The organism is Terrimonas rubra (genome assembly GCF_042686025.1).
Lineage (GTDB): Bacteria > Bacteroidota > Bacteroidia > Chitinophagales > Chitinophagaceae > Terrimonas > Terrimonas rubra.
The window spans coordinates 853,083-878,406 of sequence record NZ_JBHUOZ010000001.1; the positions used below are offsets into that span (position 1 = coordinate 853,083).

General features: G+C 43.7%; 24 protein-coding genes. 13 read left to right on the forward strand and 11 right to left on the reverse strand.

Annotated elements, in window-relative coordinates; genetic code table 11:
* From ACFS6H_RS03635 to ACFS6H_RS03645, 3 genes are all read left to right on the forward strand, one after another.
* Positions 1-676, forward strand: a 676-nt coding sequence (locus tag ACFS6H_RS03635; protein ID WP_386095319.1) for a peroxiredoxin, incomplete at its 5' end; no start/stop codon positions are given.
* Positions 677-749: 73 nt separating this feature from the next.
* Entirely contained in the window at positions 750-1,346 is a 597-nt protein-coding gene (locus ACFS6H_RS03640) for a carboxymuconolactone decarboxylase family protein (protein ID WP_386095321.1), read from the forward strand.
* Between the two features lie 10 nt (positions 1,347-1,356).
* Positions 1,357-2,517, forward strand: coding sequence for a DUF2891 domain-containing protein (locus ACFS6H_RS03645; RefSeq protein WP_386095323.1), 1,161 nt, complete (start codon positions 1,357-1,359; stop codon positions 2,515-2,517).
* A 170-nt stretch (positions 2,518-2,687) separates the two neighbouring features.
* Here the strand turns inward: ACFS6H_RS03645 and ACFS6H_RS03650 are convergent, their stop codons facing one another.
* On the reverse strand, positions 2,688-3,569 hold the full coding sequence (locus tag ACFS6H_RS03650; protein ID WP_386095325.1) for a pirin family protein: 882 nt from the start codon (positions 3,567-3,569) through the stop codon (positions 2,688-2,690).
* 181 nt (positions 3,570-3,750) lie between these two features.
* Between ACFS6H_RS03650 and ACFS6H_RS03655 the strand changes: the two genes are divergently transcribed.
* Complete coding sequence (locus tag ACFS6H_RS03655) at positions 3,751-4,893, forward strand: cystathionine gamma-synthase (RefSeq protein ID WP_386095327.1); 1,143 nt, start codon at positions 3,751-3,753, stop codon at positions 4,891-4,893.
* Positions 4,894-5,070: 177 nt separating this feature from the next.
* Here the strand turns inward: ACFS6H_RS03655 and ACFS6H_RS03660 are convergent, their stop codons facing one another.
* From ACFS6H_RS03660 to ACFS6H_RS03670, 3 genes are all read right to left on the reverse strand, one after another.
* Complete coding sequence (locus tag ACFS6H_RS03660) at positions 5,071-5,586, reverse strand: DUF6141 family protein (protein ID WP_386095329.1); 516 nt, start codon at positions 5,584-5,586, stop codon at positions 5,071-5,073.
* A gap of 5 nt (positions 5,587-5,591) precedes the next feature.
* A complete protein-coding gene (locus ACFS6H_RS03665; protein ID WP_386095331.1) occupies positions 5,592-6,098 on the reverse strand; it encodes a DUF2480 family protein in 507 nt (168 codons plus the stop codon).
* Positions 6,099-6,369: 271 nt separating this feature from the next.
* Positions 6,370-8,517 (reverse strand): peptidylprolyl isomerase, encoded by a 2,148-nt coding sequence (locus ACFS6H_RS03670; protein ID WP_386095333.1) that lies wholly within the window; start codon positions 8,515-8,517, stop codon positions 6,370-6,372.
* Between the two features lie 414 nt (positions 8,518-8,931).
* Between ACFS6H_RS03670 and ACFS6H_RS03675 the strand changes: the two genes are divergently transcribed.
* The 3 genes from ACFS6H_RS03675 (at position 8,932) to ACFS6H_RS03685 (ending at position 12,165) form a co-directional block, all read left to right on the forward strand.
* A complete protein-coding gene (locus ACFS6H_RS03675; protein ID WP_386095335.1) occupies positions 8,932-9,531 on the forward strand; it encodes a NifU family protein in 600 nt (199 codons plus the stop codon).
* A 171-nt stretch (positions 9,532-9,702) separates the two neighbouring features.
* Positions 9,703-10,527: an LPS export ABC transporter ATP-binding protein gene (gene lptB / locus ACFS6H_RS03680; protein WP_386095337.1), complete on the forward strand. Its 825-nt coding sequence runs from the start codon at positions 9,703-9,705 to the stop codon at positions 10,525-10,527.
* A 111-nt stretch (positions 10,528-10,638) separates the two neighbouring features.
* Positions 10,639-12,165: a GH3 auxin-responsive promoter family protein gene (locus tag ACFS6H_RS03685; protein WP_386095339.1), complete on the forward strand. Its 1,527-nt coding sequence runs from the start codon at positions 10,639-10,641 to the stop codon at positions 12,163-12,165.
* Between the two features lie 288 nt (positions 12,166-12,453).
* Here the strand turns inward: ACFS6H_RS03685 and ACFS6H_RS03690 are convergent, their stop codons facing one another.
* Complete coding sequence (locus ACFS6H_RS03690; RefSeq protein WP_386095341.1) at positions 12,454-12,945, reverse strand: hypothetical protein; 492 nt, start codon at positions 12,943-12,945, stop codon at positions 12,454-12,456.
* Positions 12,946-12,970: 25 nt separating this feature from the next.
* On the reverse strand, positions 12,971-13,798 hold the full coding sequence (locus ACFS6H_RS03695; protein ID WP_386095343.1) for a universal stress protein: 828 nt from the start codon (positions 13,796-13,798) through the stop codon (positions 12,971-12,973).
* 427 nt (positions 13,799-14,225) lie between these two features.
* Between ACFS6H_RS03695 and ACFS6H_RS03700 the strand changes: the two genes are divergently transcribed.
* The 4 genes from ACFS6H_RS03700 (at position 14,226) to ACFS6H_RS03715 (ending at position 18,666) form a co-directional block, all read left to right on the forward strand.
* Positions 14,226-14,570, forward strand: a complete 345-nt coding sequence (locus tag ACFS6H_RS03700; protein ID WP_386095345.1) for a PadR family transcriptional regulator — start codon at positions 14,226-14,228, stop codon at positions 14,568-14,570.
* A 15-nt stretch (positions 14,571-14,585) separates the two neighbouring features.
* Positions 14,586-16,814: a PspC domain-containing protein gene (locus ACFS6H_RS03705; RefSeq protein ID WP_386095347.1), complete on the forward strand. Its 2,229-nt coding sequence runs from the start codon at positions 14,586-14,588 to the stop codon at positions 16,812-16,814.
* Positions 16,815-16,833: 19 nt separating this feature from the next.
* Positions 16,834-17,337, forward strand: a complete 504-nt coding sequence (locus ACFS6H_RS03710) for a nuclear transport factor 2 family protein (protein ID WP_386095349.1) — start codon at positions 16,834-16,836, stop codon at positions 17,335-17,337.
* Positions 17,338-17,460: 123 nt separating this feature from the next.
* On the forward strand, positions 17,461-18,666 hold the full coding sequence (locus ACFS6H_RS03715; protein ID WP_386095351.1) for a GDSL-type esterase/lipase family protein: 1,206 nt from the start codon (positions 17,461-17,463) through the stop codon (positions 18,664-18,666).
* A 155-nt stretch (positions 18,667-18,821) separates the two neighbouring features.
* Here the strand turns inward: ACFS6H_RS03715 and paaI are convergent, their stop codons facing one another.
* Together paaI and ACFS6H_RS03725 are read right to left on the reverse strand one after the other, a co-directional pair.
* Positions 18,822-19,244 carry a hydroxyphenylacetyl-CoA thioesterase PaaI gene (gene paaI / locus ACFS6H_RS03720; RefSeq protein WP_386095353.1) on the reverse strand — a complete coding sequence of 141 codons (423 nt, stop codon included), beginning with the start codon at positions 19,242-19,244 and terminating at the stop codon, positions 18,822-18,824.
* A gap of 7 nt (positions 19,245-19,251) precedes the next feature.
* Entirely contained in the window at positions 19,252-20,025 is a 774-nt protein-coding gene (locus ACFS6H_RS03725; protein WP_386095354.1) for an enoyl-CoA hydratase-related protein, read from the reverse strand.
* A 421-nt stretch (positions 20,026-20,446) separates the two neighbouring features.
* On the opposite strand from ACFS6H_RS03725, the gene ACFS6H_RS03730 reads away from it, so the two are divergent.
* Positions 20,447-21,403, forward strand: a complete 957-nt coding sequence (locus tag ACFS6H_RS03730) for a KpsF/GutQ family sugar-phosphate isomerase (RefSeq protein WP_386095356.1) — start codon at positions 20,447-20,449, stop codon at positions 21,401-21,403.
* A gap of 80 nt (positions 21,404-21,483) precedes the next feature.
* On the opposite strand, the gene meaB is transcribed toward ACFS6H_RS03730, so the two are convergent.
* Positions 21,484-22,398 carry a methylmalonyl Co-A mutase-associated GTPase MeaB gene (meaB, locus tag ACFS6H_RS03735; RefSeq protein ID WP_386095358.1) on the reverse strand — a complete coding sequence of 305 codons (915 nt, stop codon included), beginning with the start codon at positions 22,396-22,398 and terminating at the stop codon, positions 21,484-21,486.
* Between the two features lie 172 nt (positions 22,399-22,570).
* Here meaB and ACFS6H_RS03740 point away from each other — a divergent pair, with 172 nt between their 5' ends.
* Positions 22,571-23,086 carry a YcxB family protein gene (locus tag ACFS6H_RS03740; RefSeq protein ID WP_386095360.1) on the forward strand — a complete coding sequence of 172 codons (516 nt, stop codon included), beginning with the start codon at positions 22,571-22,573 and terminating at the stop codon, positions 23,084-23,086.
* Positions 23,087-23,130: 44 nt separating this feature from the next.
* On the opposite strand, the gene ACFS6H_RS03745 is transcribed toward ACFS6H_RS03740, so the two are convergent.
* On the reverse strand, positions 23,131-23,790 hold the full coding sequence (locus tag ACFS6H_RS03745; RefSeq protein ID WP_386095362.1) for an outer membrane beta-barrel protein: 660 nt from the start codon (positions 23,788-23,790) through the stop codon (positions 23,131-23,133).
* Positions 23,791-23,953: 163 nt separating this feature from the next.
* Positions 23,954-25,225: a serine--tRNA ligase gene (gene serS, locus ACFS6H_RS03750; RefSeq protein ID WP_386095364.1), complete on the reverse strand. Its 1,272-nt coding sequence runs from the start codon at positions 25,223-25,225 to the stop codon at positions 23,954-23,956.
* Positions 25,226-25,324 lie beyond the last annotated feature (99 nt).

Here is a 25,324-nt window from a genome sequence, read left to right on the forward strand (position 1 = left end):
TAACCTCTATTACTCCCTGCTGTATATTTGCAGCTCTAACGATAACCATTTACGGTTCAGCCTCTTGCCTCCCATTTATTGCAAACAATTTAAACAATCATATAGCATGAGCAACAAAGTATTGTCCGTAGGTAGCCAGTTCCCGGCTTTTAACAAGAAGGCAGTAGTATCTATCGAAAAAGGTAAAGAATTTATCGAGCTGAACAACGAGTATGCATCAAAAGATGGCAAATGGACGGTAATGTTCTGGTGGCCGAAAGATTTCACTTTTGTATGCCCTACCGAAATTGCCGAATTCAACAAAAAGGCAGGCGAGTTCTCTGACCGTGACGCGGTATTGATCGGTGCTTCTACCGATTCTGAATTTGTACACGCAGCCTGGAGAAGAGACCACGCTGACCTGCGTGACCTGAAATTCCCTATGCTGGCCGATACCTCTAAATCATTAGCAGAAGAGTTAGGTATTTTAGATGCGGAAGAAAGAATTGCTTACCGCGCTACTTATATCATCGACCCCCAGGGTATTGTACGTTGGGTAAATGTAAACGACCTGAGCGTAGGCCGTAATGTACAGGAAGTGATCCGTGTGTTAGACGCTTTACAAACCGATGAGCTTTGCCCCTGTAACTGGAAAAAAGGTGAAGAAACCCTGACCACCCAGTTAAGCCTTAATTAATTTTATCGCAACATAACATGTTAAGGCAACCTGTTTCATTACCAGGTTGCCTTCATTTTAAACAGCAAACAATATGAGCACAACCGCTATACAAAATGAAACCTTCAGCAACCTGCTGAATGATCTGCAGCTTACCGGTTATACACCTTCTGATAGTGCACAGCTATTACTGGATACCGAAGCACGTTATATCAAAGACCTGAAGATCAATGTTAGCAACGCCATTAATAACACACAACAGCTTACCAAAAAAGAAGCGGTGTTATTAGCCCTGGCTGTTGCCGTAAACGAAAAATACGAACCGCTGAAAACCAGCTTTACGCAAATAGCCAGAGAAGAAGGCGCTACCGAAGCCGAACTGGCCGAAGTAATTGCGGCTACTTCCTTAATGAATGTAAACAATGTGTTTTACCGCTTCCGTCACTTTTTAAATAAAGATGGTTACAACAATATGCCTGCCGGTATTAAAATGAGTATTATGATGAACCCGGTATTAGGCAAAGAATTTTTCGAACTGTTAAGCCTGGTGGTTTCCTCCATTAACGGTTGCGAAATGTGTGTAGCCTCACATGAACAATCGGTATTACAACATGGCAGCAGCGAAAGCCGCGTGTTTGAAGCCGTAAAAACGGGCGCTATCATTAAAGGCCTGATCACTGTTTTAGCCTAGTACACACCACATGAGAAAACGACAGAACCAGCCGGCCGGCTGGTTTTTTTATACCTATATTTACCCTATGAAAAAAATGACCGTCGTTTGCTTTTTTATGTTACTGGCAGCTGGTGTACGCCTGCATGCACAAAACTATTTTCATGTTAATAAAGACAGTACCGGCTTTGTACTAACAGCCGATGGCGCCAGCCTGCTGGCCTCGCTGCCTTTAAAATGTATTGACCAGGAGTACCCCAATAAAACCAGTCATACTTCATTAAGCGATAGCGATCACCTGTTAACACCCAAACAATTGCACCCGGCTTTTTACGGCTGTTTCGACTGGCACTCCTGCGTGCATGGCCACTGGATGCTGGTGCGTTTGCTTAAACTGTTTCCAACCCTTCCTGAAGCAGCGGCTATCCGCAAAGCCATTCACCAAACCATCAATGCACAGAATATTGCCACCGAGGTAAAATACTTTGATGGCCCCGTTTCCAAAACCTGGGAACGAACCTATGGCTGGGCCTGGTTATTAAAACTGGATGAAGAGTTACTGAACTGGAATGATGCTGACGGGAAACAGTGGCATACGGCCCTGCAGCCATTAACGCAAAAAATTGTCGATTTCTGGGTGGCCTATATGCCTAAACAAACTTATCCTAACCGTACCGGTGTACATCCCAATACAGCTTTCGGGCTGGTATTTGCCCTGGATTATGCCCGTACGGCCAAAAACAAATCTTTTGAGAACAGTATTGTGGCCCATGCAAAAAAATTATTTTTAAAAGACAAGGAGGCACCAACACGGTGGGAACCTGATGGTTCTGATTTTCTATCACCCTCGCTGGAAGAAGCCGACCTGATGCGCCGTGTACTGGCACCGGCTGAATTTAATAGATGGTTCAGTGCCTTCATCAGTCATAAAGACCTGCAGCACCTCACACAACTGCCCCATGTATCGGACCGTACCGATTACCAGATCGTACACCTGGATGGCTTATGTTTCAGCCGCAGCTGGGCCATGAAAGGCATTGCCGGTGCATTACCGGCAGGCGATAAACGTAAACGTCTTTTATTCAAATCGGCCATCGAACATTTAAGTACGGCCCTGCCCCATGTAGCGGGTGGGAATTATGGCGGCGAACACTGGCTGGCCAGTTTTGCCGTATATGCTTTGGCAAACTAACTCCAACAAAAAATCTCAGGCCGGAACCTGAGATTTTTTATTTAGTGAGTGCTCATGATTACTGGTATATGCCCACTCGCCGGAGATAGAACACCTATTCTACATTTTAACGCCCGTCAACAGACCAAAAACCAATTTCCAAATTACCAAATCATCTCATTACCAAATTATCAATCCTCCTCCAGGTAACCGAATTTACCCAGGTTATAATCACTATACGCCTGCTCGATCTCTTCCCGGCTGTTCATTAAAAAAGGACCATAAGCAAATATGCGCTCGTTAATAGGTTCACCGCTTAACAGTAGAACCACTGCATCTTCACTGGCTTCAATGGTAAAGTCTTCACCATCGTTGTTAAACAATACAAAATTACTTTCAGGTGCTTTGGTGTCCCCGTTGATCACTACATTTCCTTCGATGATCAACAGGCCGGTATTATAGTGTTCGGGTAAAGAAAAGTCAGCAACGGCATTTTTTTTCAGCTTCACCGTATATAATTCAACAGGTGTAAATGTACTGGCAGCACCGGTTACGTCTTTATATTTGCCGGCAATTACTTCTACTACACTGCCTTTATCATCAATGGCATAAACACCCATATTTGCACGGGTTATTTCCTGGTATTTAGGCGCATGCATTTTATCCTTTGCAGGCAGGTTCACCCATAGTTGCACCATCTGGAAATCGCCACCGGCTTTACTGAATGCTTTTTCATGGTACTCTTTATGTAATACGCCTGAACCGGCTGTCATCCATTGTACATCGCCTTCACCAATAACCCCGCTGTTGCCGGCACTGTCGTGGTGGGCTACTTTACCATGATAGGCAATGGTTACGGTTTCAAAACCTCGGTGCGGGTGTACGCCCACGCCACGGGGTTTGTCTGATGGCGGTAAATAGGTTTTGGCGTTATAATCCATTAAAAAAAACGGGCTCATCCGCTGAATGCCGATTTTATTACCGCCGGGGAAAAAGTTATGTACTTTAAACCCATCGCCTACCATATGAGCGGCCGGTGGTGTAAATACTTCCTGTATGGTTTTATTTTTCATTGTGCGCTTATTTTTAATAACACAAATTTCCGTATGACCGCCGAGCTGTACCTTGATGTATGATAATAAAATACTCTCCCCGCAAAAGCAGTTAAAACACCCTATTCCCTTTTAGCTTTTTATTGTGTAACAAAATGGCCATCTTTGTTGTTTCTATTGTTTTACACTTTATAAATTGATTATGAAAAAGCTGGCTACAAAATACATACATGCGGGCGCCGAGCCTGATCCTTCAACAGGAGCGATTATGACCCCTATTTTCCAGACCTCTACCTATGTGCAGGAGGCGCCGGGTGTAAATAAAGGGTATGAATATGCCCGTTCGCAAAACCCAACCCGCAAGGCATTGGAAGATGCATTGGCCATTATTGAAAATGCAAAATATGGCCTGGCTTTCAGCAGCGGGGTAGCCGCTACCGATGCCATTATTAAATTACTGGCTCCGGGTGATGAAGTAATTGCTGCCAATGATATGTATGGCGGTACTTACCGTTTATTCACCAAAATATTTGAAAAGTTCGGTATTAAATTCATCTATGTCGATACTACCGACCCGGCCAATGTAAAAGCGGCTATCACCGGTAAAACAAAACTGGTTTGGCTGGAAACTCCTACCAACCCTTTAATGAATATAACGGATATCGCCGCAGTGGCCGCCATTACCAAAGCTGCCAATGTATGGCTATGTGTTGATAATACTTTTGCTACGCCTTACCTGCAAAATCCTTTAGACCTTGGTGCCGATATCGTGATGCACTCCGCTACAAAATACCTGGGTGGTCATAGTGATGTAATACAGGGTGCTATTATGGTAAACGACACCGGTTTACGTGAGCAGTTATATTTTATTCAAAAAAGCAGCGGCGCTGTTCCGGGCCCTTTTGATTGCTTTTTGGTATTACGCGGCATTAAAACATTACACCTGCGCATGCAGCAGCATAGCATTAACGGCGAAAAAATTGCACACTGGTTACGTAAACACCCCAAGGTTAAAGCGGTGTACTGGCCCGGTTTTGAGGATAGCAAGGGTTATGCGGTTGCCCGTGAACAAATGCGCGGCTTTGGCGGCATGATCAGTTTTGAATTACAGAACGATACCGCCGAAGAGGTAAAAAGAGTTTTATCGGCCACAAAATTATTTTCGCTGGCGGAAAGCCTGGGTGGCGTGGAATCCCTGATCAATCACCCGGCCACCATGACCCATGCCTCTATTCCCCGCGAGGAAAGAATTAAAAATGGTTTGTCCGATGGATTGATCCGTTTAAGTGTTGGTGTGGAAGACGCGGATGATTTAATAGAAGACCTGCAACAGGCGATAGGATAACGTTGTCGTAGAGGCGCCATGCTGGCGCCTCTTTTCTTATCCGTTACATATAAAGGCGATAAATCGCCTTTATATGTAACGTTGCAACACCGCCGTAACGTTGCGAACATCGCCGTAACGTTGCGAACATCGCCGTAACGTTGCGAACATCACCGTAGAGATGCGAACATCGCATCTCTACGGAACAGAAAAACATTGTGCGATGGCCGCCTCAGCCTCTTGTGGTTTTTGGGTGCCGATCAATAATTTACGATTATCGTTAAATACGATCTGCACGCCTTTATTTCCGGATATATTATAGGCTTTACCCGTAAACCCGTAACGGATGCCCCAACCGCCATATTCGGCCAGGGGTTTATAACTGCGTACAAAACATTTGCTGATGCTGCTCCAGGGAAGCCGCCTGTATTTAAAATGAATGGGAAATAAACGTACATAAATACCATCGGCCGTTATCATGGTCTGCAAACGCAGCAGGCAAAAAATGCCGGTGAATACCAGGCTGAGGGATGTAATAATGACCAGCTCCGTTGTATTGGCCGGCTTTGAACCAACGGATATATTAAAAAACAGTTTGGCAACCAGGACGCTGATAAATAAAATATTCATACTGATCAACAACAACCAAACCCAGACAGATCTTATCCGTTGTTGTTCGTAAAACACGATATCAGCAGTCAGAGGCGCCGGCATATAAACTATTTCTTTTTATACACGGGTACGGTGCTGCAGGGCTCGCCGTACATAATGGTTTTGGCCACAGGCAATAAAAGCCTGGTAATTTCGGCGTAGGCGTAATCCCCTACCGATTCATCCCCACAACCCTTGATCACTACCCGTTGATCGGAATAGTCTGCCGGGTTAATGGTATTGATATTTCTTAACAGGAGCGTTCTTTGTAAAGTAGCAGTATCGCCGATAACAATATTGGCCGCAACAGGCTGCAGATACATCATCACCAGCATATAGGCCCAGTTGGGAATAATGGCATCGGCAGTACAGGTAACCGCCACGTTTTTGTTTTGATAGGCCGACCAGTCATGTTGTTTTAGCGCCTCCCTGAAATCCTTCTCCTTTAAAATAAGTTCCATAAACAAAAAGCCTTTCAGGTCAAACACAGCCTGTTCTTCCCTGGGAAGGTAATTGGCCAGGTCCAGCGTGATCAACCCGCTTTGGGCTACTTTATTTACAATAGTTTCTGTCATACTTTTAAATTTACAACTTTAATGCCGATTAATCTACGAATGCCATGATTTACCCCGGTTTAGTTTATACCCCTGCCGAATAAAGTACCGGAGGGTGCAGTGTGCGATGCAACCAATGCTGAGCACTGTTACTGCAGCCGGTAAAACAAAAAACAGGTATTCCGGGTAATGGTCACTGACAACCATAAAACAACTGCTTTACCTTGTTTGTTTAAAAACAAACAGCCCCGTTGGGGGCTGTTGTATCTAGGCAATTAGTTTATAATCGGGCTTAGAAGAACTTCGCTCTGTTATCTTTAATGGTTGCTGCCTCACGTAAAGCCTGTGAAGGCTGCATGTACATAGCCTGTTGTTTTGCCTGCATATAACGCTGGCTTCTTTGCTGGGCAACATTGGCATTATCAACCGGTGTAGTGGCTACACTGTTTACCTGTACCACATAAACGCCCTGTGCGCCGTTAATAGGCTGGTTGATGACTTTATTGGCATTGGCTTTATTGAAAGCCGCACCAATTACTTTTTGTTCCATACCTAATACGGTAGATGAAGCACCGCTGAAACGAATGCTGTCGGCCACTTCTACTGTTTTACCTAAAACGGCAGCAGCAGCTTCCAACGTAGTGATATTGCCAATTTTATTTTTAATTAATTCGGCTTTCTTTTCGTTGATCAATAAAGGCTGTACAGATAAACGGGCTGTTGCAGCTGATTGAGTACCTTCTTTTAATACTTCGGTAACAATGGCCACAACATAGTTATTACCTACACGGGCCGGTTGCAATACATCGCCCTGGTCGGCTGCATAAATCGCTTTTACAAAATCACGTGACTGACCTAAGCCCATTACATCTACACTGGTAGGTGTAATATTGGTGGCCACACTTTTATTGATGCCTTTTTCTTTGAACAGTTTGTCGGCATTTTCATCAAAGCTTTTTTTATTGCGGCTGTTAGCAGCAAATTTAGTGGCTTCGTTGCTGGCAGCATTGGTTGTTTCGTTGCTGGCCTCAATAGGTTTAAACAGGTAAGCAACATTGTAAGCCGTACCGCCGCCTTTTGCAGAAAGAATTTCTACATAGTGTGTACCGAACTCAGTTTTTACAATTCCTTTTGTGCCTACCGGGTTGGTAAAAATAAAGTCGTTAAAAGGTCCTACCATCTGGCCGCTTGGAACATCTTCATAAACACCACCTTTGCTGATGCTGCCTAAATCGGTAGAGTACTGGGCTAATAAAGTATCGAAGTTTGATCCTTTGGCAATAGCATTACGTAAACTATCGGCTAATTTGTACGCCGTTTCTTCATCACGGATCGTATATGCCTGGCCTGTTTGCGGGTCCTGTTGTCTGGTGCCCACCAGTATGTGTCTTACTTTAACGGTGTCGGGTATATTTCTAATGCCTACCATTTTAGCATAAGCCCAGTTTGTACCATCCAGGTAAGGGCCGTATAAATGACCAACCGGTGTTTTAAAGATGGAATCTTTGTTAGGGATCTGGATACGTTTACCACTGATATAACCATTGTAGTAGTTGTTAATACCATGACCTTCTAAAAACTCTTCGTTATTTGTAGCGGCAGCAAATTCAGGAGCCAGGGCTTCCAGGCTTTGTTTAATAGCAGCGCTATCGGCAGCAGAAGGCTCAGCACTGAACGGAACAAAGGCAATACTGCGGCTGGCGCTTTGTTTAAACTGGTCTTTATGTTTGCTGATGTAATTCTCAATTTCTTTATCGGTTACTTTAACCGCGCTGTCAGGAATGCTGGCATAAGTTTCTCTTACAAAAGAGATATTGGCGATCTGGCTGTTATCGGCATTTTGTTTTTCCAGTAACCATTTAGGGGTATTGGAAGTGTTGGCCAGTAAGGAGTTATATTTTTCACGTAAACGCATTAACTCCAGTTGATCCAGGTAGTTATTAAACTCGGCTTTCTCTTCGGCAGTACCTTCTTTTTTTAACTGGTTAAAGCGTTGTTGCGCAATAGCCACATTATAGGTGCCTGTTGAATCGGTAAAAGCCTGTTTCAGGTCAGCCGGTGGGTTAGCGCCGAACAGAATGTCGTTCAGTTCTCTTTTACCCACTGTCATGCCTAATTTTTTGTATTCGCCTTTCATTAAGGCCTCGTCAATTTCCATGCTCCAGGCCTGTTCTACCGCCTGTGCCGTAAGCGCTGCTCCTGTAGGGCCATAACCTTGTTGCTGGCGCTGGATCATATCTTCGGCTTGTTTCACTTTTACCTGGAAAGCCATATAGTCCACTTCTTCACCATTGATCTTACCAACGGTAGTGGATTGGTTGTTGAATAAGGATCCGCCGTTTTCAAACGCTAACATAACAACAAACATGATAAGCGCAACGGCCAGGATAACGGCCATCAATTTCGCATACTTCTCCTGGATCTGCTGGATAACTGACATAATATATATACAAGTTTTTTAAGGATGGCAAAAATAGGGCTTTTGGCAATATGAACAAATTGTGGAAAACCGTTAAAACAAGCGACTGTCATACTTTTGGGCGGAACATGGCTGTAAATCCCCCGTGAGCATAAAACAATCGTCTATATTTTTGATTGTTAACGAGTTAGATTTTAATAAAAAAGACCCTGTTCTTTGCAGCAAACGGACTTCTCTTTTGCCTTCACCCGTTCTTTTTCCCGGAAACCAATGATAAGGACCGGTTGATAGTATAACGGTTAACAGGAACCTTGCAAGGTCGCAGGCCGGTTGATGAACCCTGTATATTATTATAAAATAATTAGTTCTTTTGTTGATAAACAGAACCAATAGCCGTTAATAGTTGTTATTTTTGCGTATTAAACTTTGTTAGTTATGTTAAAAACAGGAAATCCCGTGATAAGCATATACACCGAAATGACCCCGAACCCGGAAACCATGAAGTTTGTGGCCAATAAATTATTGTATCCCGGGAAAAGTATTGATTTTCCTGATATGGAAAGCGCAAAGCCATCTCCCCTGGCAACAGAACTGTTTGGTTTTCCTTTTGTGAAAGCCGTGTTTATCGCCAGCAATTTTGTTACCCTTACCCGTACTTCGGCTGATACCGAGTGGAGCGATGTAATCCCATCTGTACGCCAGTTTTTGAAAGATTACCTGGAAGAAGGTAAAGTGGTGATAAACGAAGATGAGGTTGTGACCATAAAAAAAGAGAGCAGCAACGAGGTAAGTGCGGATGATGATGATGTGGTTAAACGTATCAAAGAATTATTAGACAACTATGTACGCCCCGCTGTAGAGATGGATGGTGGCGCCATACAGTTTAAAAGCTATAATGACGGTGTGGTAAACCTGGCCATGCAGGGAAGCTGCAGCGGTTGCCCTTCGAGCATGATCACCTTAAAAGCCGGTATTGAAGGCATGATGAAACGCATGATACCCGAAGTACAGGAGGTAGTGGCCGAAGCAGAATAAACACCTGTTCAATCTATTTTATAAAAGCGACCCTCACCGGTCGCTTTTGTTTTATCAGAACCGGTACCAAACCTGGATGTACCTGGTTTTAAAATAATACCCTTATCCGCTAATTGCCGAATTAACTAATTAGCAAATTTTTTTGACCTTGTTATTGTATTTTTGCTATACATGGCAGTTACTATTTACGCAAAAAATTTAATGAAACGGTACGGCTCCCGTACAGTGGTAAATAATGTTTCCTTTGATGTAAAGCAAGGTGAAATTGTCGGTTTGCTGGGACCCAATGGTGCCGGTAAAACCACTTCTTTCTACCAGGTTGTGGGCCTTGTTAAACCTGACGAGGGATCTGTATTCCTGGACGAGGAGAATATCACTGCCCTGCCCATGTATAAACGTGCCCAGATGGGTATTGGCTACCTGCCCCAGGAAGCTTCCATCTTCCGGAAGTTAAGTGTGGAAGATAATATTATGGCCGTACTGGAAATGACCAAACTGAGCAAGGCCGAACGGATGGAAAAGCTGGAATCCTTACTGGATGAGTTCCGCTTACAGCATGTACGCAAAAGTAATGGTGATGTTTTAAGTGGTGGCGAACGCCGCCGTACCGAAATTGCCCGTGCCCTGGCCGTTAACCCCAAGTTTATTTTACTGGATGAGCCTTTTGCCGGTATTGACCCCATTGCAGTGGAAGATATACAGGCCATTGTTGCCCGTTTAAAATATAAGAACATCGGTATATTAATTACCGACCACAATGTAACCGAAACCCTGTCCATTTGCGACCGGGCTTATTTACTGATAGAGGGTAAGATTTTCCGCGATGGTGTTGCCGAAGTACTGGCCGTTGATGAACAGGTGAAAAAACTTTACCTGGGCCGTAACTTTGAACTGAAACGTAAAGATTACCTGATTGAAGAAGCACGTAAAAGTGCCGAAGGTTATGTTGCTGAACCAGCCACCGAAGAAAACGAAACCCCGGAAATTCCCGAATAATTTTACCGGCGGTTGCATTTTCCTGTTAACTTTATCTGTAGCGAATATTAATTTTTAATACCCGGCAGTAGCGCACTACTATACCAGGTTAGTAAATTATAAGTAACATACATGAGTCTGTTAAGTCCTGCCATATCATCCCTTGCACGTATGCGGTTGTGGCGTATTGAAGCATGGAAAAACAACCCGGCCGATGCCCAGCGTGAAGTATTGCAAGATATTGTTACTTCTGCCCAATACACGGAGATAGGCCGTAAGTATAAGTTTACCCAGCTGTTTTCAGTAAAAGAATTCAAGGAAGCTGTACCCATTCATGAGTACGACGATCTTAAACCTTATATAGAACGCATGATGCGGGGCGAGCAGAACCTGTTATGGAACTCCCCCGTAAACTGGTTTGCCAAAAGCAGCGGCACCAGCAGCGATAAAAGCAAGTTTATTCCCCTCAGCGACGAAAGCCTGCAGGATTGCCACTATAAAGGAGCCAAGGATGTGCTGACGATGTATTACCAGTTTAACGCCGACTCCAACCTGTTAACGGGAAAAGGATTAATACTGGGAGGCAGCCACAGCATTAACCCCATGAACGAGGAAGCCCAGTTTGGCGACCTGAGTGCGGTATTATTACAAAACTCTCCCTTTTGGGCCCACTGGTTACGCACCCCCGAACTGAATATTGCTTTAATGGACGAATGGGAAAGCAAGATCGAACGCCTGGCCGAAACCACCATTAAAGAAAATGTAACCTCCATATCGGCCGTACCTACCTGGACCATTGTATTATTTAAACGAATTTTAGAGATAACCGGTAAGCAGACCATGGCCGAAGTATGGCCCAACCTGGAATTATATATGCATGGCGGCGTATCCTTTACCCCTTACCGCGAACAGTTTAAAAAACTGATTGGAAAGGATATTAACTACCTGGAGATGTACAATGCCAGTGAAGGTTTTTTTGCCGCACAGGAAAACCCCAATGATGACGGCATGCTGCTCTTTACCGACCATGGTATATTTATGGAGTTTATGCCCGTAAGTGAATATGGCAACGAGAAACCACAAACCGTTGGTTTGAACGAGGTAGAAGTAGGAAAGAATTATGCCCTGGTGATCAGCACCAACGGCGGCTTATGGCGGTATATGCTGGGAGATACGATACAATTTACCTCATTGCGTCCTTACCGTATTATTGTTTCGGGCCGTTTAAAACATTATATCAATGCCTTTGGCGAAGAAGTGATTGTTGACAACAGCGATAAAGCCATTGCCGAAGCCTGTGCACAAACCGGGTTAATGGTTAACGACTATACGGCTGCCCCTGTTTACTTTTCCGACAATAGTAACGGCGCCCACGAATGGGTAATTGAATTTGAGAACATACCCGAAGATATCAGCCTGTTTAACCAACACCTGGATGCCGCCCTTAAAAGTATTAACAGCGATTACGAGGCCAAACGCCATAAAAGCATTGCCCTGCGTGAGCCGGTGATACATGCTGTGAAAAAAGGCACTTTTAACGAATGGTTACGCCGCCGGGGTAAATTAGGCGGTCAGCATAAAGTTCCCCGTTTAAGTAATGATAGAAAGTATGTGGAGGACCTGCTGGAGCTTTGTAAAGAACTACATATTACCGTTTAATTCTTTTGTTTCCAGCTACAGTTCCCTGATCGGGCCTTTGTTGCGTCGCACACTTGTACGTTCAGTTCATCCATCAGCAGTTAAACGATAAACTGCCGGAAGAAGATTATAATGAATCGGGAAAGTTGTGTTCAGTTTTTTTTAAGATCCGGAACGCAACATGTTTTGTGTTCAATAACTGTAATCAAAGCTATTTGTATTCGGTTTTTTAAAAAAAACGGAATACAAAATAACCTTGTATTCAATATGGGTAAGGGTAAAACTGCCGGAACAAGTACTGGTAGCAAGCTATTTAACCACCTGGTTTCCCTTCTTCTCAAACACAAAATTAACCTTCATGGTATCGGCCGATATTTCGGCCAATAACTGTTGCCCGCTTTTTTTGTATTTGATCAGTTTAGGAAAATCGTTTTGCTGGTTTTCGCAATTGAAAAAATTTTCTCCCTGTTCAATTACTTTAAAGTCTGTTGAGCTGCTGTCCGTTTTACCCATTTTCACACGCAGGTACCACTGGTTATTAACGGGCGATAACGTAGCAAATTCCTGCCACACGGTATCAGCACCTTTCATGGTAAAACCATGGGCCAGGTAAGTAGTATCGTTCTGTTTTACCCAGTTTTCAAAAGTTTGTTTGCCATCTGTATCGTTGGTCCTTACCCATTCGCCAGGTAACCAATCATAGTTTACCGTTGTTATGTTTTCGGCCGGTGCAGCAGGCTGTTCATTATTGCAGGAAACTATTGCAAAAAAACAAAAAGCTAAAGGGAGTAATTTTTTCATGTTGCAGATTGATTTAGTTGTATACTTATTCCTCATGCAAACAAACCACCGGTATTTTTGAATGGAATACCAGTTGCCTGGTATTGCTTTTGTGAAACAGGGCTGCCAGGCCGGAATGTTTTTTTGGAATAACGATGAGCAGGTCGAGGTTACTGTTTTCGGCAAATTCATTAATAGCGTCTTCAATATCATCATGGGTAATGAATTCAAAACTCGGCTGCGATTCTTCCAGCCATAATTTAAGGATACTGGATTCTTTGATCTTGGTCTGCCCTTCTTCAGATTCTTTTTCAATATGCACCACATGCAGGCTGGCGCCGAAGGTTTTTACCAGGTTATTGATCTCTGCAAAAGGTGTTGTTTCCCTTACATTATTGAAATCGCAGGCAAAACCAATTTTTTTAATGCCGGTACCATACTCTTTACCGGCGGGGATGGCCAGTACGGGCCAGTTTAAGTGTTTTATGGCCAAAGCCGTGGTACTGCCAAACAATGTTGCTTCAAAATTGCTGAGACCGGTGGTGCCTAACACAATGGCAAAAGGCTGGTGGTTACTGGCCAACTCTTCCAGCTCATCAATAGTATTACCCAAACGGGCAACGGTAGTAATGGGTAACTGGCCCGAGGTAATATGTACCAACCCATCGTAGAGGGTTTTTAGTTTTTCCTCGGCTGCATCCCGCAGTTCATCCACCGATAACATTAACAAAGGCGTATCGGTAACGGCTACCGGTATCTGGTACACATGTAATACCACCAGCTGTGCCTGTATGGCCAATGCCATATCGGCAGCATAGTTTACGGCATTATGGGCAGCAGGGGAAAAATCGGTGGCAACTATTATTGTACGCATAACCTTTTGTTTTATAAATGTAAATATACGGGTGATTTTATTGATGCCCCGGCAGGGCGTTTAATTGCTTACCGGCACCTTTTATTTATATGCCTGATTATTGTGCCAAACCTGAAGGGCTGCCCGATGGAAGCGGCACACCGGACGCAGGACCGGGGTACAGCGTACAGCGGGAACCACAGTTGAATAGTATTACTGCAGCTGACAGCCCCTAAATAAAAAATTTTAAACCCCTCCCCGTTTTTACCATTTGTCCTTTAAAAAATGCAGTTCGCCCAGATTTTTTGCAAAATCACAGTACTTTGCATTGCATAGTACTGAATATTCACTATGTTTGTGTTGTGAATGTGATTAACCAGTACAGCTTTTTAAGTGAAAACAACTGTAACTGACTGAAAATTAAACAGATAATAAAAACGAACACCAGATGAACATCGATAATACACAGAGCCAGATGCGGAAGGGAATACTGGAGTTTTGTATTCTTTCCATCATTAAACGGGGTGAAGCCTACCCCGGCGATATAGTAGAGGAGATGAAGGCGGCCGGATTGCAGATCTTGGAAGGCACCCTTTACCCACTGCTTACCCGCTTAAAGAACGCCGAAATGCTTACTTATAAATGGGTGGAAAGTAAAGGCGGGCCGCCCCGAAAATATTTTTCGCTGACACCCATTGGCGAGGAGTTTTACCAGAAACTGGAACAAACCTGGGTGGAGCTGGCCAACGGCGTAAACCAATTAAGTAATAAGGAAACAACTACCAATAACTAATTAAAATATACCGGGATGAAAAAGATTATCAACATAAACTTAAGCGGAAGGGTAATACCTATCGAAGACAGTGCCTACCAGCAACTGCAACAGTACCTGGAAAGCCTGCGCAAACATTTTGCGAATGAAGAGGGCCGCGATGAGATCATTAATGATATTGAATCGCGTATTGCCGAGTTAATGAATGAGCATATCCGTAAAGGTGCTGCTCATATAAGCGATGAGTACGTACAGGAAATTATCAATACCATGGGCCGCCCCGAAGATTTTGATGAGGCCGAAGCCGAGTTTGAAAGACAGGCTACCGGCAGCAGCTCATCCCAGGGCAGTTCTTCCGGCAACTACCAGCAGTCACGTTTTTCATCGAGAAGGTTTTACCGCGATGTAAACGATAAGTTTATTGGTGGTGTGTGTAGCGGCCTGGCCTCCTACCTGAATGTTGACCCTGCGATTGTACGTATCATATTTGCCATACTTGCTTTTGGCGGCTGGGGCTCCGGCTTCCTGATCTATATCCTGCTGTGGATATTTGTTCCGGCCAAGGATGTGGAAAGCTATAGCGGTAAACGTTTGTACCGTAACCCCGATGATAAGGTAATAGGTGGCGTAGCCGGTGGTTTAGCGGCTTATTTTGACCGCAAGACCTGGGAGATGCGTTTAATATTTGTAGCACCCCTTATCCTGAGCGCCCTTTCCGGTCCGTTCTTTATTCCTAATATCTTCTTCGGTTCATTAAGCGGTACATTCCTGTTGGCTTATATCATTTTATGGATCGTATTACCCGAGGCCAACTCGCCTTACCAGAAGATGGAGATGCGTGGCGAGCAGGTAGATATTAACAGTATTAAGAATAATGTACAGGAAGGTTACAGCAATGTGAAACAGCGGGTGAAAGAGTGGAGCAAGGAAGTAGCACAAACAGCGGAAGAGCTGGGTGAGAAAGCAAAGACCTTTAGCCAGACAAGAGGCCGTGAATTTGGCAACGAGTTTTCCAACACCATTAACCGCAGCACCAATGGTATCGGTCATGCGTTTGGCGTATTGTTCAAAGCCTTTTTCTTTATCATATTCGGTTCCATCGCCTTCGGTTTGTTTGTAGCCATCATGTCATTGTTCTTTGGCGGTTTAGCCTGGTGGCCTATGAGTAATTTTATATGGACCAGCGGCACCCAGCAATGGCTTACCTGGGCAACCATTATCCTGTTTTTCCTGGTGCCTATCATTGCTTTTATTACCTGGATCATCCGCAGGCTGATCAATGCCAGATCGGCTAACAACTATATGGGCTGGATATTCGGTGGCCTGTGGACACTGGGCTGGGTAGCTTTAATGTTTACCATTGCGAGCTTTGCCAAGGATTTCCGTCAATATGAATCGGTTGAAGTACCAGTGGCCATATCGCCTAATGTTAAAGATCACCTGACCGTTACCGTATCAAAAGAAGAGCTGAACTATAACGGCAATTTTGGCTGGATCACTGCAGATGAGTGGGAAGGCTGGGACCTGAGCAAGGATAGTTTAAAACTGGCCTGGGTAAGCTTTGAAACCAAATTAAGCCCCGATGACCAATACCATGTAAGCTTAAAAAAATATGCTGCCGGCAGCGATGAAGCCGATGCCCTTAAACGTGCGGAAGCTTTACAATACAGCGTAAATGCTTACGATAGTGTAATTGACCTGTCAAACGGCCTGGTAATAAGCAGCAACAGCAAGTTCAGGAACCAGAAAGTGGTGGTAGTAATAGAAGTGCCGGTTGGTAAAAAACTAAGGTTCCATGAATCAATTAACCGTAAACTGAGCCCTGTTACCATAAAAAGCAGGAGAACCCGCGATGGTAACAGGTTTGAAATTCATCGTAGCGAGAATTACTGGTGGCGTTCTAATGTGTACTACACCATGCAGGCCAACGGCCAGCTGGTGGACGAAAGCAGCCCGGTAATGGAATCAAAGAAACCAGCCGACGGCTACCGTTATTCAGACGGTAATAACCGGGTCACACCCAAAGTAGCAGATACCGTAGAATCTGATATAGAAAAACAGATACGCCAGGCTAAAGAAAAGAAAGAGGCCATTGAAAGAGAAAAAGAAGAAACAGAGCGCCGGTTAAAAGAACTGGAAAAAATACAGAAAGAAACCAAAAAGCTGGGAACCACTTACCAGCAGGCTCCCGCCCGCAAAGAGGCCGTAGCTGACAGATCTTTCGGTATTCCGCCTTCCGTTATCACCATTATCAGCTGGATTTAATTTATAACGCTTTACACAGATGAAAAAGATAAAATTATTAAGCCTGGTACTGCTTGCCGTTATGACCGCTTCAATATTACAGGCACAAAGCAAATACGATACCCTTACCCGTACTATTTTAGAAAAGGACCGCCTGTTCTGGACAGCCTATAACAACTGCGATACGGTAGGCTTTGGTAATTATGTAAGCGATGATGTGGAGTTTTACCACGATAAGGGCGGCATAACCTACGGCAAGGCTAAGCTGGTAAACTCTATAACCAACAATCTTTGCAGCAATCCCAATTTCAGGTTAAGACGTGAGGCCATACCCGGCACCGTAACGGTTTTTCCACTGGAAAACAACGGTGTTATCTACGGCGCCATTATGTCCGGCAGACATTATTTTTATATTAATGAACCCGGTAAAAAAGAGTACCGTGATGGTATGGCCCGGTTTACACATGTATGGCAGCTGAACAACGGGGTATGGAAAATGACCCGTATACTAAGCTTTGACCACGGACCTGCAAAAGATATTTGATAAGTTACTGATATGCTGTGCCTGCGTAAGTTTAACAGTATTTACCATGGCATCATTGTATGAATGGTCGTATATTGCTCCCATCCCGGGTTTGTTTAACAACAAATAGATGAGTGAGTACATATGCGACCATTATTTTTTTTATATAGTTTGTTATTGCTGTTACCTGTTTACATACAGGCACAGCCTATCCCCGTTCCCCATACTTACACAGCCCGGCTCGGTTACCTGCAGCAGCCGCTTAACTTTATCGGTAACCCTTCAGCACTCGATAGTTTTTTTTATCAGCTGCACCGTTTAAAAAATGATCCGCAAAAAAAATTATCTGTTGTACATATAGGCGATTCGCATATACAGGGCGATTTTATGACGGCCATATTAAGACAAGGTTTACAATCGTATTTTGGTAATGCCGGCAGGGGACTGGTTTTTCCGCAACGCCTGGCAAAATCCAATGCGCCGCTGGATATTATCAGCAGTTCGGTGAATACCTGGGCCTACAACCGTTTGGTGTACACTAAAAACCAACCCGAGGCCGGTTTAAGCGGTTTTGCCATCAGTACCACCGGTAATATTGCCCAACTAACACTGGGTTTAAAAAACGATGAAAAATTTTCGGCCGTTACACTGATCACCGATGATGATAGGGAAAACAAATGGAGTGTATCCACCGGCGAAGCCGGCTTTTACCGGTATTACCTGCCTGACAGTAGTAACAGTTTTTATACTTATACCACGCTTGACAGCCCGGTAAGCAACCTCACCATCAGCACTATACCCACCACGCATACAAAAAGTTTTTACGGCGCTGTTTTGCATAACAACAGCGGCGGTGTTCTGGTACATACCATTGGGGTTAACGGTGCCCGTTACGATCATTATAACCAGGCAGCCCTGTTCTGGCAACAGCTGCCTTTATTACAGGCCGACCTGTATATTGTTTCTTTAGGTACGAATGAAGCACAGGCCGCGGCCTTTAATGAAACACAGTTTAAAGAGAACCTGCAGCTTTTTCTGCAAAAAATAAAAGCGGTTTCGCCAAAGGCCGGTATTTTAATTACCACCGCGCCTGATTCCTATAAACTGGGAAGATCTAACCTGGTATTACGGCAGTTAAATAGTTTTATACAGGCTTATTGTAATGCCCATCAAATAAGCCTGTATAATTTATACCAGGTGGGGGGAGGTTACGGCAGCGCCTACCGCTGGATTCGCAGCGGGCTGATAAACCGCGACAGGGTACATTATACGGTAGAAGGTTACCGCGTACACGGCGAATTATTATGGCAGGCTATAGCAAACCGGTATAATAGTTTGTTTAGTGAATAGCTTTTTATCCAGGCTTATTTATTTTAATTAAGCCAGCTTTTGTACTACTATCAGCTTAGGTTGCGTCGCACACTGCACCCTCCCGTTCTTTGTGCATCATCCTTTTATAACAGCCACTCTTCATCAACACATCAGCAAATTATCAAATCAGCACATTAACCCCCCTTCACCAATTGTTTATTGGTCCTGAAACAAGTGCCCTTGAATAAAGCCACAATATGATCGTGCTGGTTGGTTACGGTTATATGGTACAAACCGGTTGACTTACCATTATGTATTTCCTTTGCCTCGGCCACCAGCACATCGCCTACATGTACGGGTTTGGTAAAGTTGATAGCGGTATCCAATGCAACAGAAAGATTATTGCGGTTATTGCAGGCAAAGGCAAAAGCGCTGTCGGAAAAAGAGAAGGCAATGCCACCATGCACAATACCAAAGCCATTGATCATCTCGGGCCTTACGGTCATGCTTATTTTACTATAGCCTTCCTTTACTTCCAATACGGTAATGCCCAGCCATTGTGAAAACAGGTCGTGTTCCATCATATGGGTTACCACCTGGTCCGGAGTTGTAGTCATAACGTGCTTATTTACCTTTGAATTGTGGTTGTCTTTTTGCTAAAAAGGCGTTCACGCCTTCGGCATAATCCTCGGTGGCTGCAGCCTGCTGCTGGAGCCTGTCTTCCGCAGCCAGCTGCTGCTCCCAGCTGTTTTGTTCCGAAGCCTGTAAAGCCTGTTTGGTTAATGCAAGCCCTTTGGTTGGCATATTGGCCAGGAAGAGCGCAATATTAAAAGCATTCTCTGCAAAAGGAACGTCATCAAAAACCTTATAGATCATGCCCATGCTTTCCGCATCTGCTGCACTCACTTTTTCGCCCAGCATCATGAGGGCTGTTGCTTTCTGAAAGCCGATCAGGCGGGGTAAAGTATAGGTACCACCACTGTCGGGTATTAACCCTATTTTAGAAAATGCCTGTAAGAACGAAGCTGATTGTGCCGCCACTACTATATCGCAGGCCAGGGCAATATTGGCACCTGCCCCCGCGGCAACACCGTTTACAGCAGCTACCACGGGTTTTTCCAGGGCTTTAATACGGCTTACAATGGGGTTATAATGCTCCGACAAAATTTTATTCATACCCGGTCCCTGTGGGTCCACTACTTCGGCAAGGTCCTGCCCCGCACTAAAAGCTTTACCCGCACCGGTAATATACACACAGCGGATGGCGGGGTCTTTGCAATCATCCAAATGTTTCTGTAATAACAAAGCCATTTCCCGGTTAAAGCTGTTGAGCTTTTCGGGGCGGTTAAGGGTAATGACGGCCACTCCGTCTTTAATTTCGAATAGTATGGAAAGCATAACGTAGTTTATTTAACAAACTTAAGCTAACTGGGGAATAATCTGGTAATTAGCTGATTTGAAAATTTGGTAATGAAACTGTACACGCATTTCATTATTGAGCAGGAATTGTATCAAACATTATAGAAGCCTGCTATGTTATTGTAACCACAGAGTAGCACAGAGGAATTTCATGGAGTTGCACAGTGAAGAAAGCAGGTTTTGCAAATGCAAAATACCGCCACTAACCCGATGACTGGTATACAAGAAATATCTCCACACAATTACATAGAAAAAAACTCCGTGTTACACTGTGAAAAGAACTCAGTGATACTCAGTGATAAAATCAAGGTCAACTCCTGATAAGCAGAAAAACCCCTTTAAAACCATAGCCCCTCCCGACTATTTTAAAAAGCATAATTTTGCACCAATTAATTATAACATGATACGCAAAGCAGCATTAAGAACGATTGAACTGGAAGCCCAATCAGTAGCCAACCTGGCCAATTATATTAATGATGATTTTGAAAAAGCTGTTACTGCCATATTAAACTGTAATGGCCGTGTAGTGATCAGTGGTATTGGTAAAAGCGCCATTGTGGCCCAAAAGATCGTTGCTACTTTAAACTCTACCGGTACACCCGCTGTGTTTATGCATGCGGCCGATGCTATTCATGGTGATCTGGGCATTGTACAACCCAACGATGTAGTGATCATTATCAGCAAAAGCGGCGAAAGTCCCGAAATAAAAGTACTGGTGCCCCTGGTAAAAAACTTTGGTAATACACTGGTGGCTATTGCCGGCAAGGCAGATTCCTACCTGGCAAAAGCCGCTGATCTATTTTTAAATACTACGGTTAACCAGGAAGCCTGCCCCAATAACCTGGCCCCCACGGCCAGTACAACAGCTCAAATGGTGATGGGTGATGCGCTGGCAGTTTGTTTAATTGAGGAAAGAGGTTTTCAGCGTGAGGATTTTGCCAAGTTCCATCCCGGTGGTGCATTGGGCAAACAGTTATACCTGCGGGTACGCGACCTGTATATTCACAACGAAAAACCTATGGTAAGCCCCGACGAAAAACTAAGCTCAGTAGTGCTGGAAATGACCCAGAAACGCCTGGGCGTAACTGCTGTAACAGATGGTAACGATCATCTTTTAGGCATTATTACCGACGGTGACCTGCGCCGCCTGATCAAGAATAATGTGCCCGATGCCAACAGCCTAACGGCCAAAGATATTATGACTGCCAACCCCGTTGTTATTGCCCCGGACGAGCTGGCTATTGAAGCCCTGGATATTTTACGTAAAAGATCCATTACACAGATCGCCGTGGTAGATAATGGTATTTATTTAGGCATTGTGCACCTGCACGATATTATTAAGGAAGGGTTGATATAAAGAGGGTTTAAAAGTTCAAAGGTTCAAGCGTTCAAAGGTTCAAGCGTTCAAAGGTTCAAGAGGCTCAAAGGGTTGGGCCTTTATAGTTGCTGGTTAAGCTGGTGTACAAAGTTGTAGAGATTAAATGTTGTATGGCTTTGCAGTGCCTGGGTCACATTATTTTTTAAGGTCTGTTTATCTATATCACTCATCCGCTGTTTCAGTATAAGCTGGTAGGCTTTCTCCGTTAAAAGCCAGGCTTTTTTATCATTAAAATGATTGGCCTGTACATACTGATCGATCGCTTTCAATAATTCATCAATACCCTGTTTTTCGTGTGCGATTGTTTTAACTACTTCCACCGGCACCTGTGTTTTGGTAAAGGCCGGTGCCAGCATCAAGCGCAGGTTTTTAATAAATTTATCAGCACCGGGCCTGTCGCCTTTATTTACGGCAAATACATTGGCAATCTCCATCAGCCCGGCTTTCATGGTCTGTATCTCATCGCCGGCCTCGGGTACCACTACTACCACCGTTACATCGGCGAGGCCGGCAATTTCAATTTCACTTTGTCCTACGCCAACCGTTTCTATCATTATATAATCAAAATCCGCCGCCAGTACGATATCGGTTATCTCGATAATTTTTGGATGCAGTCCGCCCATGGCACCGCGGCTGGCCAGGGAACGTATAAAAACGTTGGGATGGGTATACCAGTCGCTCATGCGGATGCGGTCGCCCAATACAGCGCCCAGGTTAAAAGGTGAAGAAGGGTCTACACAAAGTACGGCTACTTTTTTGCCATTGGTTACCAGCTTATCCAGTAAAGCATCTACCAGTGTACTTTTGCCCGCGCCGGGAGGACCGGTAATGCCTATGACTTTGGTACCGGTATTGGGCTGTATGGATTGTAACAACTGCTGATAGTTGTCCGCTTCATTTTCTACCAGTGAAATAGCACGGGCCAGGGCCTTGATATCATTTTTTAAACTACCGGCAGTAATTGTTTGCCCCATGTTGTGCAGTGGATTAATAATACCCAAAGCTAAATGAAAATGCCGAAAGCTGAATGCTAAAAGCAAAACGCTATAGCCCGATTAAACCGGGAGTTTTTTAAAATAAACAATAGTAGTAACGGGAGAACAAAACGATAAGTATATTTAGGCATTCTGATTAACACAGATGATTATGACATTAGAAATAGAAATGACAAGACAGGATTATTTGGATTATAATATTTATCATTTCCTTAAAAACAGATTGGTCTCGACAATTGTAAACTCTCTGGCAAGTCTACTTGTCCTTCAATTGTTTATTCATGACAAGAAAACTGTTTCTGATATGAATCAGGTTATTATAACTTCCGTTTTATATTTAATTATTTACTTTCTTAGCGTTTACTACTCGCTTTACAGAAGCCTGAAAATACCTCATGAAAACGGAGTGATATTAGGCTTAAAAACATATGATTTTACAGATGAAGGAGTCGGTTACGTCGATAAAAACAACCGCGGCCAATATAATTGGAGCGTTGTTAAATCGATTAATGAAAGCAAAAAAGCTTTTTACTTATATGTTGATACTGAAGTAGCCATTATAATCCCCAAAAGATATTTCAGCAATGAATTAAATAAGCTTGAGTTTGTGAAGCTTGTAAAAAAGAATATAATGGTACCAGAAATTAACAACGTAAATATTGGATGATAAAAGGGTTAGCTGTAAAAATTCAACTAACCCTTTTATAAAACTTATTTAGCCAATAAAAACCTCACGCCAAATGAAATATTATTTGTGATGTTGGAAATATTTGCAGACGCGCTAAACCCTGATTGCTTTACCGCATTACCCTGGTTAACGGTTTGCCTGGTTGAAGAGTATTCAGCAGACAGTAGGTTGTTTAGCCCCAGCTCAAGGTGCAACCGTTTATTAACGGCATAAGACAACCCGGGCTTAATGCTTAAATTAACGTTGTTCGTTTTACTAATAAACTCATCAGGGCTTTGCTCTGTTCGCTCCTGTTTCATATTACTATACTTCAGGCTGCTCTCACCAAATAAATAAAAATCGCTTTTTGCGAGTTGTTTATACTTACGTATAAATACCCCTGTTGTAAAACCCTGATTTTTTATATTCAAAATTGTTTGGTTGGAAGAAACCTGTTTTTGTTTACCGGTACTGTAACCAAGTTCAACACCCACCACCAGATTATCTTTAATCGCTATGCCAATAGCCGGACTAATATTAAATCCTGAGGACTTTGTTTCGGCTGCGGCAATATCACTATTCAATTTAACTTGACCAAAAGATAAATTTCCGCCCAGCAATGTTGACCCTTTAGTAATTTGTGCCTGTGTTGTTGTGGATGCAGCAATAATAAACAGTAAGGAGAAGAGTAATGTTTTTTTCATATGAACTGTTTTGGTTAAAGAATGCTATAAAGATGCAAACAAAAAAAGCAAATGAGTTATTCACTCATTTGCTTTAACGATAATTTATCCTAACAAAATCTAAACTTCGTAGTCAGAGCCCGGTAGTAAAGTCTAAATACTAATAGCTGAATACTGCATACTATTACTTCAGCACCGCCGCACCAAAATAAGGTTGTAATACTTTTGGTATCGCTATTCCTTCCGGTGTCTGGTTGTTCTCCAGTAAGCTGGCCACAATACGTGGCAGTGCCAGGGAGCTTCCGTTCAAGGAATGCGTCAATTGTGTTTTACCCTTTTCATCTTTAAAACGGATCTTCATCCTGTTTGTCTGGTAGGCTTCAAAATTAGATACTGAGCTTACTTCCAGCCAACGCTCCTGGGCTGCGCTGAATACTTCAAAGTCGTAAGTAAGGGCTGAAGTAAAGCTCATATCACCACCGCATAAGGCCAGTATACGATAAGGCAATTCCAGGCTTTGCAATAATTTTTCAATATGCAATACCATTTCGTTATGCGCTTCATAACTTTTATCCGGGTGTGTTAATTGCACTATCTCTACTTTCTCAAACTGGTGTACGCGGTTCAGGCCACGCACATCTTTACCAAAACTTCCGGCCTCACGGCGAAAACAGGGTGAGTAAGCGGTCATTTTAACAGGCAGGGCCGTTTCTTTTAAAATCTCATCCCTGAATATATTGGTAACCGGTACTTCGGAGGTTGGTATCATATAAAAACCATCGGCAGGCATATGATACATCTGGCCTTCTTTATCCGGTAACTGACCGGTACCATAAGCAGAGGCTTCGTTCACCATAAAAGGCGGCAGGTATTCGGTATAACCGGCGGCGGTATTGTAATCTAAAAAGTATTGTATCAATGCCCGCTGCAGTTTGGCGCCCTGGCCTTTGTATAAAGGAAAGCCGCTGCCTGTGATCTTGGAACCCAGTTCAAAATCAATGATATCGTATTTTTTTATCAGGTCCCAATGGGGCACAGCCCCTGCGTGTAAAGCAGGCTTGACGCCGGCTTCTCTTACCACATCATTCTCTTCCGGGGTTTTGCCCACTGGTACGCTGTCGTGTGGCAGGTTAGGCAGTTTTACCAGTTCATCATGCAGTTGTTTTTCCACTACTGCCAGTTGTTCTGTTATCGGCTGTAAAGTGGCTTTTAAAGCCGCTACTTCCGCTTTCTTTGCTTCGGCCTCTTCTTTCTGGCCTTTGGCCATTAAAGCTCCTATTTCTTTGGAAGTACTGTTAACAACGGATTGATTGGTATCGAACGATAGTTGTAGTTTTTTTCTTTCGTCGTCTAACGCAATGATCGCATCTACCAAATGTAAATCGGCAAAATGCTTCCTGCTCAACCGGGCTTTCACGCCTTCTGTGTCCTGTCTCAGTACTTGTAATTGAAGCATAATTTTTAATAATTAGGCGGCAAAGGTAAATGTAAAAACCGAAGCGGGGAAAAGAAGGTGGACTAAAGAGGTAGGTATAAGGCGTAAGGCTTAGGGTTG

Coding starts and splice junctions, on each gene's coding strand:
- ACFS6H_RS03640 (WP_386095321.1), top strand. CDS start 750: ATGAGCACAACCGCTATACAAAATGAAACCTTCAGCAACCTGCTGAAT.
- ACFS6H_RS03645 (WP_386095323.1), top strand. CDS start 1,357: ATGAGAAAACGACAGAACCAGCCGGCCGGCTGGTTTTTTTATACCTAT.
- ACFS6H_RS03650 (WP_386095325.1), bottom strand. CDS start 3,569: ATGAAAAATAAAACCATACAGGAAGTATTTACACCACCGGCCGCTCAT.
- ACFS6H_RS03655 (WP_386095327.1), top strand. CDS start 3,751: ATGAAAAAGCTGGCTACAAAATACATACATGCGGGCGCCGAGCCTGAT.
- ACFS6H_RS03660 (WP_386095329.1), bottom strand. CDS start 5,586: ATGCCGGCGCCTCTGACTGCTGATATCGTGTTTTACGAACAACAACGG.
- ACFS6H_RS03665 (WP_386095331.1), bottom strand. CDS start 6,098: ATGACAGAAACTATTGTAAATAAAGTAGCCCAAAGCGGGTTGATCACG.
- ACFS6H_RS03670 (WP_386095333.1), bottom strand. CDS start 8,517: ATGTCAGTTATCCAGCAGATCCAGGAGAAGTATGCGAAATTGATGGCC.
- ACFS6H_RS03675 (WP_386095335.1), top strand. CDS start 8,932: ATGTTAAAAACAGGAAATCCCGTGATAAGCATATACACCGAAATGACC.
- lptB (WP_386095337.1), top strand. CDS start 9,703: ATGGCAGTTACTATTTACGCAAAAAATTTAATGAAACGGTACGGCTCC.
- ACFS6H_RS03685 (WP_386095339.1), top strand. CDS start 10,639: ATGAGTCTGTTAAGTCCTGCCATATCATCCCTTGCACGTATGCGGTTG.
- ACFS6H_RS03690 (WP_386095341.1), bottom strand. CDS start 12,945: ATGAAAAAATTACTCCCTTTAGCTTTTTGTTTTTTTGCAATAGTTTCC.
- ACFS6H_RS03695 (WP_386095343.1), bottom strand. CDS start 13,798: ATGCGTACAATAATAGTTGCCACCGATTTTTCCCCTGCTGCCCATAAT.
- ACFS6H_RS03700 (WP_386095345.1), top strand. CDS start 14,226: ATGAACATCGATAATACACAGAGCCAGATGCGGAAGGGAATACTGGAG.
- ACFS6H_RS03705 (WP_386095347.1), top strand. CDS start 14,586: ATGAAAAAGATTATCAACATAAACTTAAGCGGAAGGGTAATACCTATC.
- ACFS6H_RS03710 (WP_386095349.1), top strand. CDS start 16,834: ATGAAAAAGATAAAATTATTAAGCCTGGTACTGCTTGCCGTTATGACC.
- ACFS6H_RS03715 (WP_386095351.1), top strand. CDS start 17,461: ATGCGACCATTATTTTTTTTATATAGTTTGTTATTGCTGTTACCTGTT.
- paaI (WP_386095353.1), bottom strand. CDS start 19,244: ATGACTACAACTCCGGACCAGGTGGTAACCCATATGATGGAACACGAC.
- ACFS6H_RS03725 (WP_386095354.1), bottom strand. CDS start 20,025: ATGCTTTCCATACTATTCGAAATTAAAGACGGAGTGGCCGTCATTACC.
- ACFS6H_RS03730 (WP_386095356.1), top strand. CDS start 20,447: ATGATACGCAAAGCAGCATTAAGAACGATTGAACTGGAAGCCCAATCA.
- meaB (WP_386095358.1), bottom strand. CDS start 22,398: ATGGGGCAAACAATTACTGCCGGTAGTTTAAAAAATGATATCAAGGCC.
- ACFS6H_RS03740 (WP_386095360.1), top strand. CDS start 22,571: ATGACATTAGAAATAGAAATGACAAGACAGGATTATTTGGATTATAAT.
- ACFS6H_RS03745 (WP_386095362.1), bottom strand. CDS start 23,790: ATGAAAAAAACATTACTCTTCTCCTTACTGTTTATTATTGCTGCATCC.
- serS (WP_386095364.1), bottom strand. CDS start 25,225: ATGCTTCAATTACAAGTACTGAGACAGGACACAGAAGGCGTGAAAGCC.